The organism is Flavobacterium procerum, assembly GCF_042431625.1.
Lineage (GTDB): Bacteria > Bacteroidota > Bacteroidia > Flavobacteriales > Flavobacteriaceae > Flavobacterium > Flavobacterium procerum.
In genome coordinates, this window is the sequence record NZ_JBHLYW010000022.1 from 590,222 (window position 1) to 608,594 (window position 18,373).

The 18,373-nt window shown below is 34.7% G+C and carries 13 protein-coding genes; 8 read left to right on the forward strand and 5 right to left on the reverse strand.

The window, feature by feature from the left end; genetic code table 11:
- Positions 1 to 4: 4 nt before the first annotated feature.
- From ACFFLS_RS21930 to ACFFLS_RS21955, 6 genes are all read left to right on the forward strand, one after another.
- Positions 5 to 1,453, forward strand: a complete 1,449-nt coding sequence (locus ACFFLS_RS21930) for a RagB/SusD family nutrient uptake outer membrane protein (RefSeq protein ID WP_379687470.1) — start codon at positions 5 to 7, stop codon at positions 1,451 to 1,453.
- The gene (locus ACFFLS_RS21935) at positions 1,440 to 2,903 is read left to right on the forward strand and encodes a hypothetical protein (protein ID WP_379689651.1); all 1,464 of its coding nucleotides are present in this window, start codon (positions 1,440 to 1,442) and stop codon (positions 2,901 to 2,903) included. The genes ACFFLS_RS21930 and ACFFLS_RS21935 overlap by 14 nt, the downstream gene beginning before the upstream one ends.
- Before the next feature lie 227 nt (positions 2,904 to 3,130).
- Positions 3,131 to 4,273: a cytochrome-c peroxidase gene (locus ACFFLS_RS21940; protein ID WP_379687473.1), complete on the forward strand. Its 1,143-nt coding sequence runs from the start codon at positions 3,131 to 3,133 to the stop codon at positions 4,271 to 4,273.
- A 22-nt stretch (positions 4,274 to 4,295) separates the two neighbouring features.
- Entirely contained in the window at positions 4,296 to 4,913 is a 618-nt protein-coding gene (locus tag ACFFLS_RS21945; RefSeq protein WP_379687474.1) for a hypothetical protein, read from the forward strand.
- A 220-nt stretch (positions 4,914 to 5,133) separates the two neighbouring features.
- On the forward strand, positions 5,134 to 5,550 hold the full coding sequence (locus ACFFLS_RS21950; protein ID WP_379687476.1) for a hypothetical protein: 417 nt from the start codon (positions 5,134 to 5,136) through the stop codon (positions 5,548 to 5,550).
- A gap of 193 nt (positions 5,551 to 5,743) precedes the next feature.
- On the forward strand, positions 5,744 to 6,394 hold the full coding sequence (locus ACFFLS_RS21955; RefSeq protein WP_379687477.1) for a VOC family protein: 651 nt from the start codon (positions 5,744 to 5,746) through the stop codon (positions 6,392 to 6,394).
- Positions 6,395 to 7,327: 933 nt separating this feature from the next.
- On the opposite strand, the gene ACFFLS_RS21960 is transcribed toward ACFFLS_RS21955, so the two are convergent.
- The 5 genes from ACFFLS_RS21960 to ACFFLS_RS21980 form a co-directional block, all read right to left on the reverse strand.
- Complete coding sequence (locus tag ACFFLS_RS21960) at positions 7,328 to 9,328, reverse strand: heavy metal translocating P-type ATPase (protein ID WP_379687479.1); 2,001 nt, start codon at positions 9,326 to 9,328, stop codon at positions 7,328 to 7,330.
- Positions 9,329 to 9,647: 319 nt separating this feature from the next.
- On the reverse strand, positions 9,648 to 10,913 hold the full coding sequence (locus ACFFLS_RS21965) for an efflux RND transporter periplasmic adaptor subunit (RefSeq protein ID WP_379687481.1): 1,266 nt from the start codon (positions 10,911 to 10,913) through the stop codon (positions 9,648 to 9,650).
- 2 nt (positions 10,914 to 10,915) lie between these two features.
- Positions 10,916 to 12,166 carry a TolC family protein gene (locus ACFFLS_RS21970; RefSeq protein WP_379687482.1) on the reverse strand — a complete coding sequence of 417 codons (1,251 nt, stop codon included), beginning with the start codon at positions 12,164 to 12,166 and terminating at the stop codon, positions 10,916 to 10,918.
- 248 nt (positions 12,167 to 12,414) lie between these two features.
- Positions 12,415 to 15,540, reverse strand: a complete 3,126-nt coding sequence (locus tag ACFFLS_RS21975; protein ID WP_379687484.1) for an efflux RND transporter permease subunit — start codon at positions 15,538 to 15,540, stop codon at positions 12,415 to 12,417.
- Between the two features lie 108 nt (positions 15,541 to 15,648).
- On the reverse strand, positions 15,649 to 15,972 hold the full coding sequence (locus tag ACFFLS_RS21980) for a DUF6660 family protein (protein ID WP_379687485.1): 324 nt from the start codon (positions 15,970 to 15,972) through the stop codon (positions 15,649 to 15,651).
- Positions 15,973 to 16,277: 305 nt separating this feature from the next.
- Here ACFFLS_RS21980 and ACFFLS_RS21985 point away from each other — a divergent pair, with 305 nt between their 5' ends.
- Together ACFFLS_RS21985 and ACFFLS_RS21990 are read left to right on the forward strand one after the other, a co-directional pair.
- Positions 16,278 to 17,399, forward strand: a complete 1,122-nt coding sequence (locus ACFFLS_RS21985; protein WP_379687487.1) for a hypothetical protein — start codon at positions 16,278 to 16,280, stop codon at positions 17,397 to 17,399.
- 7 nt (positions 17,400 to 17,406) lie between these two features.
- Entirely contained in the window at positions 17,407 to 18,171 is a 765-nt protein-coding gene (locus ACFFLS_RS21990) for a porin family protein (RefSeq protein WP_379687489.1), read from the forward strand.
- Positions 18,172 to 18,373 lie beyond the last annotated feature (202 nt).

Here is an 18,373-nt window from a genome sequence, read left to right on the forward strand (position 1 = left end):
GAAAATGAAATATTTAAAATATATAACAATTGCTCTACTGATTTTTTCAGTACAAAGTTGCAGCGACTTTTTAGAGCAAGAACCGGGATTAAGAACTTCTATCGACGAACTTTTCCAGAATAAACAAGGTGCTCTAAGAGCATTAAACGGACTTTACAGAAATCTAGAAGAAAATGTAAGAGGAGAGCGTTTTGCGGTGTATTCTGATTTACAAGGAGGAAACATCAAATTCAGTCCTGTTTCCTCCACTGGACAAATTACAGCTCCTTTAAATGTAAGAGAACTGTATTCATTTGAAGATTTAGCAGAGACGAGTAATTTTAAGCTATTCTATGACGAAAGTTATGATATTATTAATCAGGCTAATTTAATTTTAGAACATACCCCTTCATTGCCTGATGCAACTGAGACTGAAAAAAACAAAATTAAGGCAGAGGCTTTGACTATAAGAGCCTATACACATTTTCTATTGGCATTAGTATACAGCCAAAATTATGGGTATACTCCAAACGCCTCACATCCAGGAATTGTTTACAATACAGAATCTATCAAATCTGGAGTTACATATCCGGCAAGAAAAACGGCTGCTGAAACGTATGATTTGATTATAAATGATTTAAAAAGTGCTTTAGAGAATTATTCTGACACTTCTTCTCTGGCTGGTCCTTCTTATTCATTTTTCAATAAAAACAATACCAAAGCATTGCTTGCAAGAGTGTATCTTAACAAAAGAGATTGGACTAATGCTTATGAAACAGCAAATGATGTAATCACGAATTCCGGTTTCACTTTAGTAAGTTCTTCTAATTTGGTAGCACAATGGTCTGAACCAGATTTGCCTCTCTCTGAAACATTAATGGAATTTTCTGTTTCGAAAGATGCTGAAGGTACTGTCTCGTCATCAATGTCTTCGTATTTTGGATATGATGGATCAATTTATGCAAGATATGTGGCTTCAAATGACCTAATAAATTTATATGAAAATAATGACATTAGAAAACAATTATTTGTAACAGCTCCTTTGTCTACTTTAGTAAATGGCGTACGTAGAGATATGAACTATAGTTTTACCAGAAAATATCAGGGCAATGCCGGTTATGTAGTTTTTAGACTAAGCGAAATGTATCTTATACGTGCAGAAGCCGCATTCCAAAATAACCGACCAGATCTTGCACTGGCAGATATAAACATCATTCGTGCTCGCGCCAATGCTACATTACTTACCAGTACTGCTAATTTAAAAGAAGATATTCTTTTGGAAAGAAGAAAAGAATTATGTTTTGAAGGTCAGTTCTTTTTTGATTTGACTCGTAATCAAATGGGAATTACTAGAAATGATGGTTGTGTTTCAAACAATTGTAGCATTAGCTATCCGTCTTTAAAATTTGTTTTACCAATTCCACTTTTTAATACTAATCTTAATGAAAACTTACAGCAAAATGAATCGTATTAAGTTATTCAGCATACTAGTCCTGACCACGTTATTTATAATTTCGTGTTCTAAAGACGATTATAAACTGGGTTCACAAGTAGAACCGCACCTGAGATTTAACTTTTTGGTAAAGAGCGACAATGCACCGTTAGAATATCCTGCATCAAATGGCGGTCTGGTTGCTCAGTCAAATTATGTAAATAAATCTATAAAAACATTAAAAGTTCCTGTTGCACTAACAGCTTATTCTCTAAATGAAACGGTTACAGCTAATTTCAGTACTACAATATCTGGTGACAAAGAGGGTTTTAGAATAGATCCAATAAATGAGCTGGTTTTTAAAGGAAATAAATTAACAGATACTATTTTTGTTTCTTTTGACAAAAGATGGAAGGAAAATCAAAACATCACTTTTAAACTTGAAACGGTATCAAATCCAGATGTTCATATTGGAAATTTGAATGAAAATAAAAATGATGTTTTCAAAATTGATCTGGGAGCTATTGCTACTAACTATACTTTTCCGGTAAACCGATTTGTTCTAAAAGGAGAAGCTGGAGAAAAGTTTGATTTTAATGTTAATTTTCCTAATGGATACTTCCCTTCTGAAATGGAAAATCTTGAAATATTTAAATCTTTGGACGGCTTTAGTTATTCTATAACTCATGATGAATTTAAAGAAAACAGCAATTCTGTTACCTATCATTTTACGCTTTTAGAAGACATTCAAAACGATGATGTATATTATGAAACATCTATCTCATTAGTCAATGCAGGAGATTATACTGCAACTGGAAACACCATAATGCAAATTGTAAAACCAATTAAGAGTTCAAGAGATATTAATGCAAATCCGGCATCTAAGTTTTATGATTTAACAAATCAATTTTACCTTACGTATGGTGAAACATGGTTTGACAGAAGTGGAGTTTGCGCATGGCAGGCTTATAACGCCTTTACTTACCCAGTTGTGGTTACAAAAGATCATGAAAATGCTATTCTTTACAGCGATAAAGGAACCGCAGATCCAAATGATGATGTATATCACGATGCCTTCAGAATTGGTTTTAACGTAGCATCTGGAACCAATACAACAAATTCATTCAACCTAAAAAGATGGTTTTCTAACGAAAGCACAACTGCAGCAAATTCTCCTGGATTCAATATTACATCAGCTTTAGAGTTTTTCCCTGAAAACGGAAACAGTAAAACGAATGGAAATGTACTGGTCATTCCACAATACATTACCATCACCGGAAGTAATAGAAACAGCCATATTATTGCTATTTCAGGAGCAGGAACTTATAAAGAAATTAGTACTGGTCTATTCGAAATTACTTTTGAACTAAAATTGACTAATGAAGCATTGTTTGGAGGAACTGTTACAGCACAATATAGAATGTACAATAACAGAACCTATCCAAAACCAGCAGCTTTAAGCATCGATTGTCCTAAAGAAGTTACGCTATAAAGTTGTTTCAGGTTTCAGGTTTAAAGTTTCAGGTTTTACGTTTTCTGACAACTTGAAACCTAAAACAAAAAAATCCTATCGAGCTTTGTCAAAGTTTAAAACTTTGACAAAGCTTTTGGAGTGTAAAAAAGGTTTCAAGTTTCAGGTTGCAACAGAAAGTGAAACTTGAAACCTGAAACTTCCAACAAATCAAAAAAAAACAAATCAAAAAAACAAAAAGCAAAAAATTGAAAAAGCTAATCTTTCCTATTCTTTTCCTGCTCAGCTTAACGGCTTATAAAAGCGTGGAAAATCCTGATTATATCGATATTCAGGAACTCCGAAAATTGTATTCCAACGGCGATGCTTCAAAATGGCCTACTGCCGAATTACATGAGAGCATTGATAAAACTAAATTTCAGGATATTGGAGTGCTTCCTGCGGTGCCTTATCCTGCTTACAATCCGTATTCGAAGGAAAAAGAAAGTTTGGGGAAAATATTGTTTTTTGACCCGAGGTTGTCTAAAAGCGGGCAAATTGCTTGTGCTTCTTGTCATAATCCGGAATTAGGATGGACAGATAACTTGACACGCTCTTTTGGACATGACCGTCAGACAGGAAAACGCAATTCGATGACGATTCTAAATTCGGCATATGCAACTTCCCTATTTTGGGACGGACGTGCTTCAAGTTTAGAAGATCAAGCGCAATTTCCTGTTCAGGATCCTTTGGAAATGAATGAAAAACTGACAATTGCCGTTGACAAAATCGCTAAAATAAAAGGCTACAATTCTTTGTTTGCAGCTGCTTTTGGAGACAAAAAAGTGACTTTGGAGAGGATTCAATATGCCATTGCAACTTTCGAAAGATCCATCAATAGTCCGAAAAGCAAATTTGATCAGTTTGTGAGTGGAAAATCAGATATTTATACGGATCAACAAGTAAAAGGTCTTCATTTATTCAGAACCAAAGCGCAATGCATCAATTGTCATAATACGCCATATTTCAGCGATAATCAGTTTCATAATGACGGGCAGACTTTATTCGGCACAAAAAATGAAGATTTCGGACGTTATAACGTGACGAAAGATGTAAAAGACATTGGTAAATTCAGAACGCCGACACTTCGTGAAGTGGTAAACACAAAACCTTGGATGCATCACGGACACTTCCCTACTTTATTGGATGTTGTAGAATTGTACAATTTAGGAAATCCGTCTCCTGTTCAGAAAAAATATTTAGGAACTGCAAGAGATTCTCTAATTCCAAAATCGGATCCTATGCTTCGAAAATTAGATTTAAGCAAAGAAGAAATCAGCGACTTATTAGCTTTCATCGAAACCTTAAGCACGCCGACACGAAGAATGATGGTACCAGAAATGCCGAAATAAATAAATTTAAAAACTTTTTTTTATGAAATCATTATACATTCTAATTACCATTTTGTTATGTAGTGGCTCAGTATTTTCACAAGAACAAATACAGCAGATTTTGCAAGAAAAAAACAAGAAAAATGATTCTTTGGTAAAGATTGACTTCTTAGGTTATAAATACAAATATTTAGATGAAAATTTTAAAATAAACATACCGAAGGATATTTATGAAAAAACGTTTACAGATTATAAATTTATTCCTGGCAGAATAAAAAACTATAGGGACTCTCTAGGTGTTGTTCTAATAGCTGAATTTAAAGATAATGATGCTGCCAGAATTGCCGGACTTAGAATCAACTATACTTGGAAAAGAGTCGGTTACCATACATGGATGAGTGAAAACGAGATTTTAGCTTTAGCCAAAAAACTGAATATAAAAATGCCTTATCGTCTTCAAGAATTGTTTCTCAATAATGATCCAAAAGTAAAATCTGAAATTCAAAATCTTAGAGATAAGTTGTTTTTAGAATTAAAAAAAGAAGAGTTAAAAACGATGCCTACGCAAGAACTTCTTAGATATGGTTTTAAATATAATCCCGAATTAGTCGAACTGAGAAAAAAAGGACATAATCATGATTCACCTCAGCAAAATAAATGATTTGTAAATTGCCCCAAAAATATACAAATCTCTAAAGCTCGTTTCTTAATTGAAACGGGCTTTTTTGTTTAAACCAAAGGCTAAACACTCTTTTTACTTTAAGTAGAAAAATATTTACACTATAATTTGCAATGCAATGTATATCAATAGAAAATTACATATTTTTATGCCACTGAAAGAATTTGAATACCCCAATATCAACAATATAAACTAAGATTTTATGACAACATTTAAAACCTGGAAAGAAAAACCAACAGAAGTGGAAGCTCAAAGGGCAGTTGAAGTTTTTTTTGCTTATTTAAAAAAAGGAGAACTAGAAAATGCCAAAAATAGTGTAGATCATTTGTATAACGACTGGGAAGAATCTATTCATGTAATTTGGCGAGATCATTATCTTATACACGAAATTGCCGAAGACGAATCTTTTGAAGGAAAAGAATGGCTTACTAATTTGGAATGGTTAGGAAACTTAGATATTTTGGATGATTTTATGTGGGCTGATGAAAATGGAAATTCAAGATATTTTGATGTGAGTTTAACTTATCTAGGGGAACCTTCTGGATTTGCAGCTCAATTTTTTCTGGTAAAAAATGATGATCACTATGTCCTAAAAAGAGGACTGATTGATATGGCATAAACCTTTTTACTTAAAATACAAAGTCCGTTTCAAGCATATGAAACGGACTTTTTTTATCGTCAGAACTATTTAAAATAGTAATTTACTATACTTTCATCGAAGTATAAAATGGCGTTATAATCATTATCAAGCATCGATTTTTTAAATTTGTTTAAAGCAAAAAAGGAAATTTGCTTTATTAAAAAATACAATTATGAAAATAGATCAGATTCAAATCAAAACAAACGATATTCAAAAAACGAAAGCATTCTATCAAAATGTATTCGGACTAACTATTCTGGAAAATGACCAAAAATCAATTACATTTCAAGCAGGAGCTTCTATTTTAAAATTTGTTGAAGATCAAAACTTTAATTCGATATATCATTTTGCTTTTAATATTCCAGCAAATCAACTAGAAAAGGCTATTGAGTGGTGCAAAGACACAATAGAATTGATTATTTTAGAAGATAAAAGCGTAGTTACTCATTTTGAGAACTGGAATGCACACTCCGTTTATTTCTTCGATCATAATGGAAATTTATTGGAATTCATTGCACGACATGATCTCAATAATACCAAAATCGGCGAATTCAATACAGCTTCAATACTAAACATCAGTGAAATCGGAATTGTAACCGAAAGTCCATTAGAATTAGGAAATCAACTAGTTAAAGAACACGGACTTCATTTCTTTTCTCAAAACACAAATACTGAAAAATTTTCTGCAATTGGCAATCATGATGGTTTATTGATTCTAGTACAACCGAAGCGAAATTGGTATCCAACACAAATTCAATCAGAAAGTAATCCTGTAAAAATTACTTTGGAAAATGATGAAAATACAATTGATTTGAAATTTTAATCCACTAAAATCCCCTCAATCTGCGGAATCTGCGAGCAAACTATTTTACTGGCTTTGTAATTTTATTTCACGCAGATTTCAAAAAGATTTAAGCTGATAATCACAGATTATAATTTAAATTAAGATCTGCTTTAATCTATATTAGATCTGCGTGAAAAAACTTTTTTTTATCTCTCGCAGATTTATCAGATTTTAGGAGATTTTTGTCTTAGATTGGTTTTTTAAAAATTAATTTTCTGAATTATCACAGCATGCGGAATCTGTGAGAAAATTATTTTGTTTGCTTTGTAATTTTATTTCACGCAGATTTAAAAAAGATGTAAGCTGATAAACGCAGATTATTATTTATTAAAATCAATATTAAATCTGCCAAATCTGCTAAATCTGCGAGAAAATTATTTTTTGTTTCCCGCAGATTGGGCAGATTTAGGAGATTTTTACCTTACAATGTTTTCTAAAACTTCATCTTCTGAATTCTCACAGCATTCAAAAATATGTGGAATCAGCGATAAAACATTTTACTGACTTGTAATTTTATTTCACGCAGATTTCAAAAAGATTTTAGCTGATAAACGCAGATTATTATTTATTAAAATCAACATTAAATCTGCTTTAATCTGCCCAATCTGCGGGAAATTTTTTTTATCTCTCGCAGATTGGGCAGATTTAGGGGATTTTTACCTTACAATGTTTTCTAAAACTTCATCTTCTGAATTCTCACAGCATTCAAAAATATGTGGAATCAGCGATAAAACATTTTACTGACTTGTAATTTTATTTCACGCAGATTTTAAAAAGATTTTAGCTGATAAACGCAGATTATTATTTATTAAAATCAACATTAAATCTGCTTTAATCTGCCCAATCTGCGTGAAATTTTTTTTATCTCTCGCAGATTGGGCAGATTTAGGGGATTTTTGACCTACATTGGTTTTAAAACTTCATTCTCTGAATTCGAACTGCATTCAAAATTGCCAACAATGCAACACCTACATCAGCAAAAACAGCTTCCCACATTGTCGCAAGTCCGCCGGCGCCTAGAATCAGAACAAAAGCTTTTACAACGAAAGCCAAAATGATATTCTGCCAAACAATCTTTTTGGTTTGTTTTCCGATATTGATTGCCATTGCAATTTTACTTGGTTTATCATCCTGAATAACCACATCGGCAGTTTCAATTGCAGCGTCGCTCCCAAGGCCTCCCATTGCAATTCCGACAGTACTAAGAGCAATTACTGGCGCATCGTTTACGCCATCTCCCACAAAAGCAATAGTTTCATTTTTAGCTTTAATTTCGTTGACTTTATTGACTTTATCTTCTGGAAGCAAATCTCCAAAAGCTTTTTTAATTCCGAGTTTATCAGCCACAAACTGAACCACATTGGTTTTATCGCCACTTAACATGGTCAGTTTTACACCTAACGAATTTAGTTTAGCAACTGTTTCTTGGGCATCTTCTTTAATTTCGTCGGCAATCGTTAAATAACCTGCAAATTTACCCTCGTAAGCAATTGCAATTGTGGTATAAACTATTGAAGACGGATTGATATCATAAGGAATATTGAACTTATCGAGCAATTTAAAATTCCCCACATACAGTTTTTTTCCATTAAAAATAGCTTTTAAACCATGACCCGAAATTTCTTCAATTTCTTTTAATTCTATCGAAGAATCGATTTTTCCAACATAATTATGAATTGCCGTTGCCACAGGATGCGTGCTTCTGCTTTCTAAAGCATTAACCAGATTTAAAATTTCGTCTTTATCAAATTCAGATTTTATAACAACTTCTTGAACCTTAAAAACACCTTCGGTCATGGTTCCTGTTTTGTCTACCACCACATTCTGAATTGTCGAAATGCTATCCAAAAAATTACTTCCTTTAAATAATATTCCGTTTTTACTTGCAGCACCAATTCCACCAAAATAACCAAGCGGAATACTGATAACCAAAGCACAAGGACAGGAAATAACCAAGAAAACTAAAGCTCTATACAGCCATTCGCTAAAAACATAATTGGCTACAAAAAGCATCGGAATCAAACAAATTGCAATTGCTAGATACACTACAATAGGTGTGTAGATTTTGGCAAATTTTCTGATGAACAATTCTGCTGGGGCTTTTTTGGTTGTAGCGTTTTGCACCAACTCCAAAATTTTAGACAGTTTACTGTCGTTGTAAGCTGTTGTTACTTTTACTTCGGCAATCGTATTTCCGTTTATCATTCCGGCCAAGACAGTTTCGCCTTTCTTTTTGGTGTCAGGTTTGCTTTCCCCGGTTAAAGCCGCTGTATTAAACGAAGCCGAATCGGATAATAATTCTCCATCCAAGCCTAATTTTTCTCCTGCTTTTAGCTGAATAACTGCTCCAATCTGAACGTCCTTAGCTTTAACTTTTACAGCTACATTGTTTTCTAAAACATGCACCTCATCTGGACGCTGATCCAATAGACTTTTAATACTCGATTTTGCTTTGTTAACTGCCATTCCCTGAAAAGTTTCTCCAATGGTATAAAACAACATTACAGCAACACCTTCGGGATATTCGCCAATGGCAAACGCACCAATTGTCGCAATGCACATGAGGAAAAACTCCGAGAAAACATCTCCTTTTACAATGCTTTCATAAGCTTCTCGTAGAACTGGAAATCCAACCGGAAGATACGCAATCGCATACCACACAATCCTAACATAACCCGTAAACCAATTTTGCGGAAAATAATTATCAAAACCAATCCCGATAATCAATAAAACAAAAGATAGGATTGACGGCAGAAATAGTTTAAAAAGACTTCCTTCTACATTATGTTCGTGGTCATGTCCATCGTGATTGTGTCCATCATTTTCTGAATGTACGGGCTCATCATGCGAACAGCAACAGGAAGGTTTTGTTTTATTTTTTATATGTTTTACTTCTTTATCTTGATGTATCATTCTTTTAGTTTCAGGTTTCAGGTTTCAAGTTTTTGATGCCTGAAGTTTTGTTTAAATAATGCTCTAAATTTACGCATTTTGTGGTAAAGTTTATTGCCACTAAGGCGCTAAGGCACGAAGTTTTTTTTAACTGCATCGAATCAATCTCGCAAAGTCGCAAAGTCGCAGAATCGCGAAGTTTTCTCATTTTATGTCATCTCTGACAAATAATTCGTTTATTCTTTATTTGAAAAACTTTGCGACTTCGCGTCTTTGCGAGATTATTTTAATAAAACTTAGAAATCTTAGTGCCTTAGCGCCTTCGTGGCAAAACCACCTCCTAATGAGTATGCTCTCCCCCGCCCTTCATCGCAGACAATAAATAGAAAGCGCCTTTTGTAACGATTTTGGCATCAGAATTTGTTTTATCTACAAATTTGATTTCTGTAAAACCTAAATCTGTTGTTCCCGGAATTACTTCTACTGCTTTAAAATGAATTTCCTCTTCATGAGTTTCTTCTTTTTCCCCTTTTTTGTGCTCGTGTTTTTCTTCTGCATGTCTTTCTTCCTGAATGAAAACAAAATATTTATCAGCATTTCGAACTACGGCATCTTTTGGAAGAGCGGGAACTGTTGTATTGGTTATATTAATATTTGCCGAAACATACATTCCCGGAATCAGACCTTTTGCATCAGCAGGCTCAATTTTAGCATGAACGGCAACGGTTTTGCTTTCATTCGAAAAAGATTTATTGATTCCGAAAATCTTTCCTTTAATCGATTTATTCGACTGATTCGTTAACACAAAATCAATTACCTGACCAATCGAAATAGAACCCAAATCTTTCTCATAAACATTCAAATCCAAATGCATCTGACTGTTGTCTACCACTTCAAAAAGCGAAACTCCTGTATTGGCAAAAGCACCTTTAGCAATATTTATTTTTCCAACATAACCATTTATTGGCGAAACAATCGGTACAACTGATATTGTTCCTTTTGTGCTGACGTGCAAAGCATCTAACTTGTTTTTTGCGGCTTGCGCGCGGGCTTTTTCGGCTGCTAATTTGGCTTTTACTTCCTGAAAAGTCTTTCTCGGATTTACATTTTCTTCACTCAAGGTTTTTTGGCGGTTGTATTCCAATTGCAGATATTCAACATTCGCGGTTGCCGACTGATATTCTTCCTGCATTTCGATTACTTCCAGATTCTGGATTGTTGCCAAAACTTTTCCTTTGTTTACAAATGTTCCTTCTAAAACATAAATGTCTTTTATCGTTCCGCCAATCAATGTCGAAACTTCTGCCGAATTTTGAGGTGGAACTGTAGTGTAACCATTTGCTTTAATGATTTTATTCAGATTTCGATCTTCAACAAATCCTGTTTCAATTCCTACAGTTTTGTATTGAGAAGCAGTTAGAGCAACTTCTGTACTGGATTTTTCTTCTTCATGAGATTCTTCTGTTTTCTTTTCGTTGCATGCGATTAGGGTAACCGCAAGGCACGCAAGGATAAAGCGCATGGCACGCAAGGAAATTAAATTTTGCGCTCTTTGCGAAAATCTCTTTGCGTCCTTTGCTGTTAAATAACTGAATATGTTTTTCATGATTAATTGTTTTTGATGGTTGGGAATTGAAGTTCGATCGCGCTTTGATTGTAGCTATGTGTGGCTTCTGCATATTGTTTTTTAATATCAATTGCCTGATTTAAGAAACTGATATAAGACCAGTAACTCATATCGCCATTGGCATAACTTTTCTGCGCCGTTTCAATGATTTGATTCGCATATTGCAATCCTTCATTTTGATAATAATCTAAGTTTTTTTGTTGCTTTTGAAAGTTGTTCCTCAATTCTTCTTTCTGCAAGTTCAGTATTATTTTGTTTCTGTCTAAAGCCAATTGAGACTGCGAAATACCAATTTCAGCTGCTTTTGCTTTGGTTGTATTAACACCTCCAAAGAGTGGAATCTGCAAACCTGCCGTAAACCCTTGAAAGAGCGATTGAGTATTAATCGTTTGGGCAAAATACCCTAAACCTACTTTTGGTGTACGCAATGCTTTAAAAGTCCCTGCTTCTTTTTGATAAACCGAAATTTGCTGTTGGTAAAAATCGGTCATCAAAATCTCGGCTTTTGTGTTCTCCTGATTTTCGACAAAAGCATACTGCAAAACAGTGTTTTGGTCCGGAACAATGTTTTCGTCTGTTTGAATGAAAAATTGCAATTGTTTCTGATAAATTGCCAAATCGTATTCCAATTGTACTTTCTGGGTTTCTATTTCTTTTACTTTGGCTTTGGCGCTTATAACTTCAATATTGCCGCTTTCTCCAGTTTTAAAGCGGAGTTCGGCATTCTTTAGAAATTTAGTGTAAATAGCATTCAATTCTGAATTAAGATTCTGAATTGAAACGCCATACAAATATTGGCAATACGCCAAAGTCACTGCTTTTTCTATTTCATATGATGATAATGCTTTTCGTTTTTCGGCTAATTTTACCAGTTCTTCCTGTAATTGTCGATTGGCTTTGGTTATGTTTCCTAATGGGAAAAACTGCTGTACAGACACATTATGATCATAATCGATACTATTGAACTGTCCGCCTTGATACTGAACTTGAAGTGGATCGGGCTGAAAAGCAGCTTTCTTTAAAACGGTTTGTTTCTCGATTTCTTTATCGGCAATTTTTAAGTCAATGTTGTTTGATTTAGCAAGTTCTATTGCTTTTTCAAGACTAATAGATTGTTGTGCTGAAATAACAATACTTGATAATAGAAATGCACTTAACCGCAAAGTTCGCAAAGGAAGCGCGAAGTCCGCAAAGTTTATTTTTCTTAAATTATTATATAGTAACTCTTTCATTTTTATATTTTTTTGTTTCACGCAGATTCTAAAAAGATTTAAGCTGATAAACGCAGATTTTTATTCATTAAAATCAAAATTAAATCTCCTTTAATCTGTTTAAATCTGCGTGAAAATCTTTTTTTGTCTCTCGCAGATTTTGCAGATCTAGCAGATTTTTTCTTTTCAAATTAATCTGCGAAATCTGCTGAATCTGCGAGAGAAATTATTTTATACACAGTAATAAATTATCTAATTACCTAATTCTCTCATTCACCAATTCTACCACGTTTAAACTTCTCCAGCATTAAATACAGAATGGGCAAAACAATTAAGGTCAATAATGTTGCAGATATTAATCCGCCGATAACTACCGTAGCTAAAGGTTTCTGCACTTCTGCACCGCCGCTTGTCGATAATGCCATTGGTAGAAATCCTAATGAAGCAACGGCAGCCGTCATTAAAACCGGACGCAATCGAGTTTTGGTTCCGATAAGGATTCTCTGAAACGGATCTAAAATGCCTTCTGATTTTAATTGATTGAAATACGAAATCAGTACAATTCCGTTAAGAACTGCAATTCCAAACAGAGCGATAAAACCAATTCCGGCAGAAATACTAAACGGCATTCCTCTCAGCGAAAGCGCAAAAACTCCACCTATTGCCGATAACGGAATTGCAGTAAAAATCAGCAAAGCTTGTTTTACACTTTTGAAAGTAAAGTACAATAAAACCAAAATAAGTCCCAAAGCAATTGGCAAGGCAACCGAAAGTCTTTTTGAAGCTTCGATTAAATTCTCAAACTGCCCGCCATATGTCACATAATAACCCGCAGGAAGTTTAAAACTATTATCCAATTTTATCTGAATTTCTTCAACCACACTTTTTATATCTCTTCCTCGGACATTTAATCCGACTGTGATTCGTCTTTTTCCGTCTTCGCGAATGACCTGTACCGGACCTTGCTCGTATTCAACAGAAGCCACCTGAGAAAGCGGTACTTGCTGACCGTTCGGAAGCGGAACAAACAAATTGCTAACGTCTGTAATATCTGCGCGATTGTTTTCGTCCATTCTCACCACTACATCAAATCTTTTGCTTTCGTCGTAAATCTTTCCGGCAACTTCTCCCGCAAAAGACGAACGAATAATTTGATTGATGTCGGAAATATTCAGTCCGTAAAGGGCAATTTTATCATAGTCGTATTTGATTGTTATTTGCGGTAATCCCGTTACTTTGTCTGCTTTTAAATCCCCGATGCCTTCAATTCCTTTTATTTTCGAAATCAATTCCGTCGCTTTGGCATCCAAAATCTCCAAATCGTCACCAAAAATCTTGATTGCAATATCAGACCGGCTTCCTGTCATTAATTCATTAAAGCGCATCTGAATCGGCTGTGAAATCTCGATATTCGCTCCCGGAATAATTTCCATTTCCTTTTTCATTGCATTAGCGAGCTCTTCCCAATTATGGTATTTGCCTTTCCATTGTTTTTTATCTTTTAGAACAATAATCAAATCCCCGCTTTCAATTGGCATTGGATCGGTCGGAATTTCACCACTTCCTATTTTGGTCACGATAGTTTTGATTTCGGGGAATTTGGCTTTCAGAATCTGTTCGTATTTTGTTGTTGTTTCAACCATCTGCGTAAGCGAACTTCCTGTCATAATTGTGGCATTGATGGCCAAATCACCTTCTTCGATTGTTGGAATAAATTCGCCTCCCATATTTTGGAAAATGATGAAAGCAAAAGCAAATAATCCGACTGCAATAGAAAGCACCACTTTTTTAAATTCTAAAGCTTTTTTTAATAATGGCGTGTAATGGCTTTCTAACCAAGCAATCATGCGGTCGCTGAAATTTTCTTTGTGTTCTGTTTTTTTCGAAAGAAACAAAGCACTCATCATCGGAATATAAGTCAGTGAAAGAATGAATGCTCCGATAATCGCAAAACCAACCGTCATTGCCATTGGTTTGAACATTTTTCCTTCAGTTCCAATTAAGGCCAAAATCGGTAGATAGACTATCAGAATGATAATTTCACCAAAAGCCGCACTATTCCTGATTTTTGAAGCCGAATTATAAACTTCAACATCCATTTCTTCTTGTGTTAATTCTTTTTTATTTTTGAATTGCTGTAGATGATGCATCGTAGCTTCGACGATAATTACCGCTCCATCGACAATAATTCCAAAATCTATCGCGCCAAGACTCATTAAGTTCCCGCTTACGCCAAAAGCATTCATTAAAATAACAGCAAATAGCATTGCTAGCGGAATAACCGAAGCGACAATCAGTCCCGCACGAAGGTTTCCTAAGAATAAAATCAGAACGAAAATCACGATTAAAGCTCCTTCTAATAAATTTTTAGCGACGGTTTTGATAGAATTATCTACAAGTTTTCCTCTGTCAATAAAGGCCTCAGCAACAACTCCGTCGGGAAGACTTTTATTAATCTGAACCATTTTTTCGTGAACACGATCCACAACGGCACTAGAGTTTTCTCCTTTCAGCATCAAAACCATTCCGGAAACAATTTCTCCTTTTCCGTCTTTTGTTGAAGCTCCGTAACGCAACGCAACGCCTTCGCGCACTTGCGCTACATTGCGAACCAAAACAGGCGAACCGTTTCGGTTTTTAACTACTACATTTTCAAGGTCTTTTACGCCTTTTGCCATACCCACACCACGAATGAAATAGGTGTATTGGTCTTTTTCAATATAAGCGCCTCCCGTGTTTTGATTGTTTTTTTCTAGCGCCTCAAAAATTTCGGTAATTGTAACGCCTAAACTGTTTAGCATATTTGGGTTTACGGCAATTTCGAATTGTTTTAGTTTGCCACCCCAAGTACTTACATCTGCAACACCTTTAATTCCTTGTAACTGCGGAATGATAATCCAATCTTGAATTGTTCGCAACTCTATTGCTGAATATTTGTTTTCGTAGCCTTTTTTGGCATAGACGTCATATTGGTAAATTTCTCCCAATCCTGTAGAAATGGGAGCTAATTCGGGAGAATTTACGTAATCTGGAATATTTTCTTCGGCTTGTTTTAAACGCTGAAATATTTGCTCGCGCGCCCAGTAAATATCTACATCATCTTCAAAAACAACGGTAACAACTGATAATCCGAAACGCGAAATACTGCGGAGTTCTATAATATCTGGAACTGTTTTTACAGCTCTTTCTAATGGATAAGTAATCAATTGTTCGACTTCCTGACTTGCCAATGTTGGCGCAGTAGTAATAATCTGAACCTGATTGTTGGTGACATCAGGAAGAGCGTCTAATGGTAATTTTTTAAGCGAATAACTTCCCCAAGCAATGAGCATAAGGGTAAATAATAGTATGACGAATTTGTTCCGTATACTAAACTGAATGATTTTATCTAACATTTGAATATATAATGACGTGAGAAATTAGACAAGTAAATTGTCTGTAAACGTGTGGAAAGTCCACAACTCTCTCGCCCGTTTCCGATTTTTATCGAACAGGCATAATCATTATACTATCTGAGGAGGTTGCCAAATACTTCCGTAGAAATCGGAAATAAAAACAGAATTGTAACTCGGCAAAGGAATTGAAATTTGACTGTAAGTCTTAGGAAATTCGAAACTTACAGCAGAATGGTAACTTAAAATCTGAGCACCGCAACAGTTACAAGCACAAAACGGAGAACATAAATCATTGTCTTTATCATGCGAATGATTGTCTTCTGACGCAAACTGAGCTGTTTTATGCATAGCGCTGTTCACTTCCATATCTGCACAGGGCATATTTGAAAGTGCCATCAGGTAAATTGATAATATGATTGTTATCCATTTCACGAAAACAAAAATAATACTTATTCTTTTACAAAAAGAGGAATTGTTTAAAACGATTGTCCATCTAAAAGAACATTTTCATCAAAACTATCTGATTTTCTTTCTATTACAAAATCAATTTCTCAAAAAAAATCTGAGGTGTTACGATTTTTTAATTAACTTTAACACTAATAAACTCATTATTTCTTCACAACCAATTTTCAAGTTATAATACCTATACACCTGTAAAGCAATAAAATAAGCCGAAATTCATTAGTACACATTTATTTACGCAGTCCGATTAATTAATTTTAAAAACACTCAGACAAATGAAATGTAAATCGCTAATATCAGCCTTTCTATTCTTATGCAGTTTTCAAATATCCGCACAGGTTTACACCGAAAAAATTGTAGGACAAAAAAATCAGGAACTCAAAGACAGTCTTAAAGTTACCGATTATCCTTATGCTCTTCCTATTTGGGGAGAAAAAGTAGCCAAAAAAGGGTATAAGCTTCCCTATTCTGCAGGTCTTTCTTTAAATTATTTCTGGCAAGATTCTGAAATCATAATCAGCAATCTGCAAGTGGGTTTCAACAACGGTCCAATGCACAATTTAGATGAAATTGTCCGTTTCGATAAATCTTCTGTAGAAGCTGGAGCATTAACTATCCGTCCGGATATTTGGCTGCTTCCTTTTTTGAATATTTACGGCATTTTTGGAAAATCAAATCCTTCAACAAAAATCAATGCTGGCATTTATATTCCAGATGCTGATAACAATTGGTCTGAAGTAGCCAATTTCAGCTCCAAAGCCAATTTCAGCGCTACTACTTTTGGTTTTGGAATGACTCCTACGATTGGAATTGGCGGTGGCTGGCTGGCTCTTGATATGAATATGGCTTGGACTGATGTTGATGCATTAGACAAACCAGCTTTTTCATATGTTTTTGGCCCCAGATTAGGAAAAACGTTCAAACTCCACAAACCTGATCAAAATATTGCTTTATGGGTTGGCGGTTTCAGAGTGCATATTGCAGGAAATACAAACGGAACTATAAATTTATCTGAAGTTATTGACTTATCTACTGCTCAAGCAAAAGTGGATAATGGTCTTGCAAAAGTCTCTGAAAATCAAGAAAAAGTAGATACTTGGTGGAACGGATTAACGCCAGCGGAACAAAAAAATCCAGGTAATATGGCCAAACATAATACCGCAAACCGTGCTTTGGAAACGGCTGGTAATTTTCTTTCTACTTTGGATGGCGCTTTGAGTACTGCTAATTCATCATCTGTTCAGTATTCACTTCAGAAACGTCCGAAAGATATGTGGAATTTTATCGTTGGCTCACAATATCAGCTTGACAAACATATTATGTTTAGGGTTGAAATTGGCTTTCTTGGAACACGCACCCAGGCTTTGGGAGGTATACAATATCGATTTGGATTATAAGTTGTAAATGATGAAAAAATCTTTCCTAATATTGATTTTTCTTTTTGGTCTTAATCAAGCTCGATCACAAGTCCTAATATCTCTTATTTTTGGAGACAAACTAAACTCGCCCTTTTTAGAATTTGGACTTGAAGGTGGAGCGAACTTCTCTTCTATATCCAATCAGGAATCTTCGGGAGCCAATGTCGGTTTTAATCTCGGCTTTTATTTTGATATTCGTTCTAGAAAAAATCCTTCATGGATGATCAATACTGGAGTCATTGTAAAATCTCCTATGGGAGCCAACGATATTCCCGTGTACTCATTAAATGATGAAGGACTTGATGAAACTTTTGCGGGAGGAAAAGTTGATCGCGAAATTCGTTATTTTAACGTTCCTATTTTAATCAAATACCAATTTAAAAATAGAATTTACGTTAAAGCCGGGCCACAATTGGGACTTCTTGCTACTGCATTTGATAGGTTTACCAAAGAAATCGATAAGGATGATGTTACGTATAAAAAAACTATCCGCAACCAACTTCATGTAATCGATGCGGGTTTAGCAGCTGGAATTGGCTATCATTTAAATATCGGAAATGGCTTAAATATTACTCTTCAATATTATTACGGACTAGTTCCTTTATTGAAAGGCGATGCAACTCCTATTCAATATAACAGATCTTTGTATCTAACCGCCGGTATTCCGATTGGGAAAGGAAAAGCAGCACAGAAAAGAGCTGAAAAAGAAGCCGAAATGAATAAGGTTATATTACCCGAAGATGAGAAATAATAAGTTATATACTTTGGGTATATTTTTAAACAACACATAGAAACATAGTTTTTCTTTGTCTAAAAAAGGCGTTTCACTTGCGATAAAACACATAGCTATTTGTTTAAAAAGTTTAGCCACAGATTAGACATATAGTCTCTATGTGTTCAAATCTAGATTTGTTCTCTGCTCTTTTGCATATTAAAAAATCTATGTTTCTATG

Coding starts and splice junctions, on each gene's coding strand:
- ACFFLS_RS21930 (WP_379687470.1), top strand. CDS start 5: ATGAAATATTTAAAATATATAACAATTGCTCTACTGATTTTTTCAGTA.
- ACFFLS_RS21935 (WP_379689651.1), top strand. CDS start 1,440: ATGAATCGTATTAAGTTATTCAGCATACTAGTCCTGACCACGTTATTT.
- ACFFLS_RS21945 (WP_379687474.1), top strand. CDS start 4,296: ATGAAATCATTATACATTCTAATTACCATTTTGTTATGTAGTGGCTCA.
- ACFFLS_RS21950 (WP_379687476.1), top strand. CDS start 5,134: ATGACAACATTTAAAACCTGGAAAGAAAAACCAACAGAAGTGGAAGCT.
- ACFFLS_RS21955 (WP_379687477.1), top strand. CDS start 5,744: ATGAAAATAGATCAGATTCAAATCAAAACAAACGATATTCAAAAAACG.
- ACFFLS_RS21960 (WP_379687479.1), bottom strand. CDS start 9,328: ATGATACATCAAGATAAAGAAGTAAAACATATAAAAAATAAAACAAAA.
- ACFFLS_RS21965 (WP_379687481.1), bottom strand. CDS start 10,913: ATGAAAAACATATTCAGTTATTTAACAGCAAAGGACGCAAAGAGATTT.
- ACFFLS_RS21970 (WP_379687482.1), bottom strand. CDS start 12,166: ATGAAAGAGTTACTATATAATAATTTAAGAAAAATAAACTTTGCGGAC.
- ACFFLS_RS21975 (WP_379687484.1), bottom strand. CDS start 15,540: ATGTTAGATAAAATCATTCAGTTTAGTATACGGAACAAATTCGTCATA.
- ACFFLS_RS21985 (WP_379687487.1), top strand. CDS start 16,278: ATGAAATGTAAATCGCTAATATCAGCCTTTCTATTCTTATGCAGTTTT.
- ACFFLS_RS21990 (WP_379687489.1), top strand. CDS start 17,407: ATGATGAAAAAATCTTTCCTAATATTGATTTTTCTTTTTGGTCTTAAT.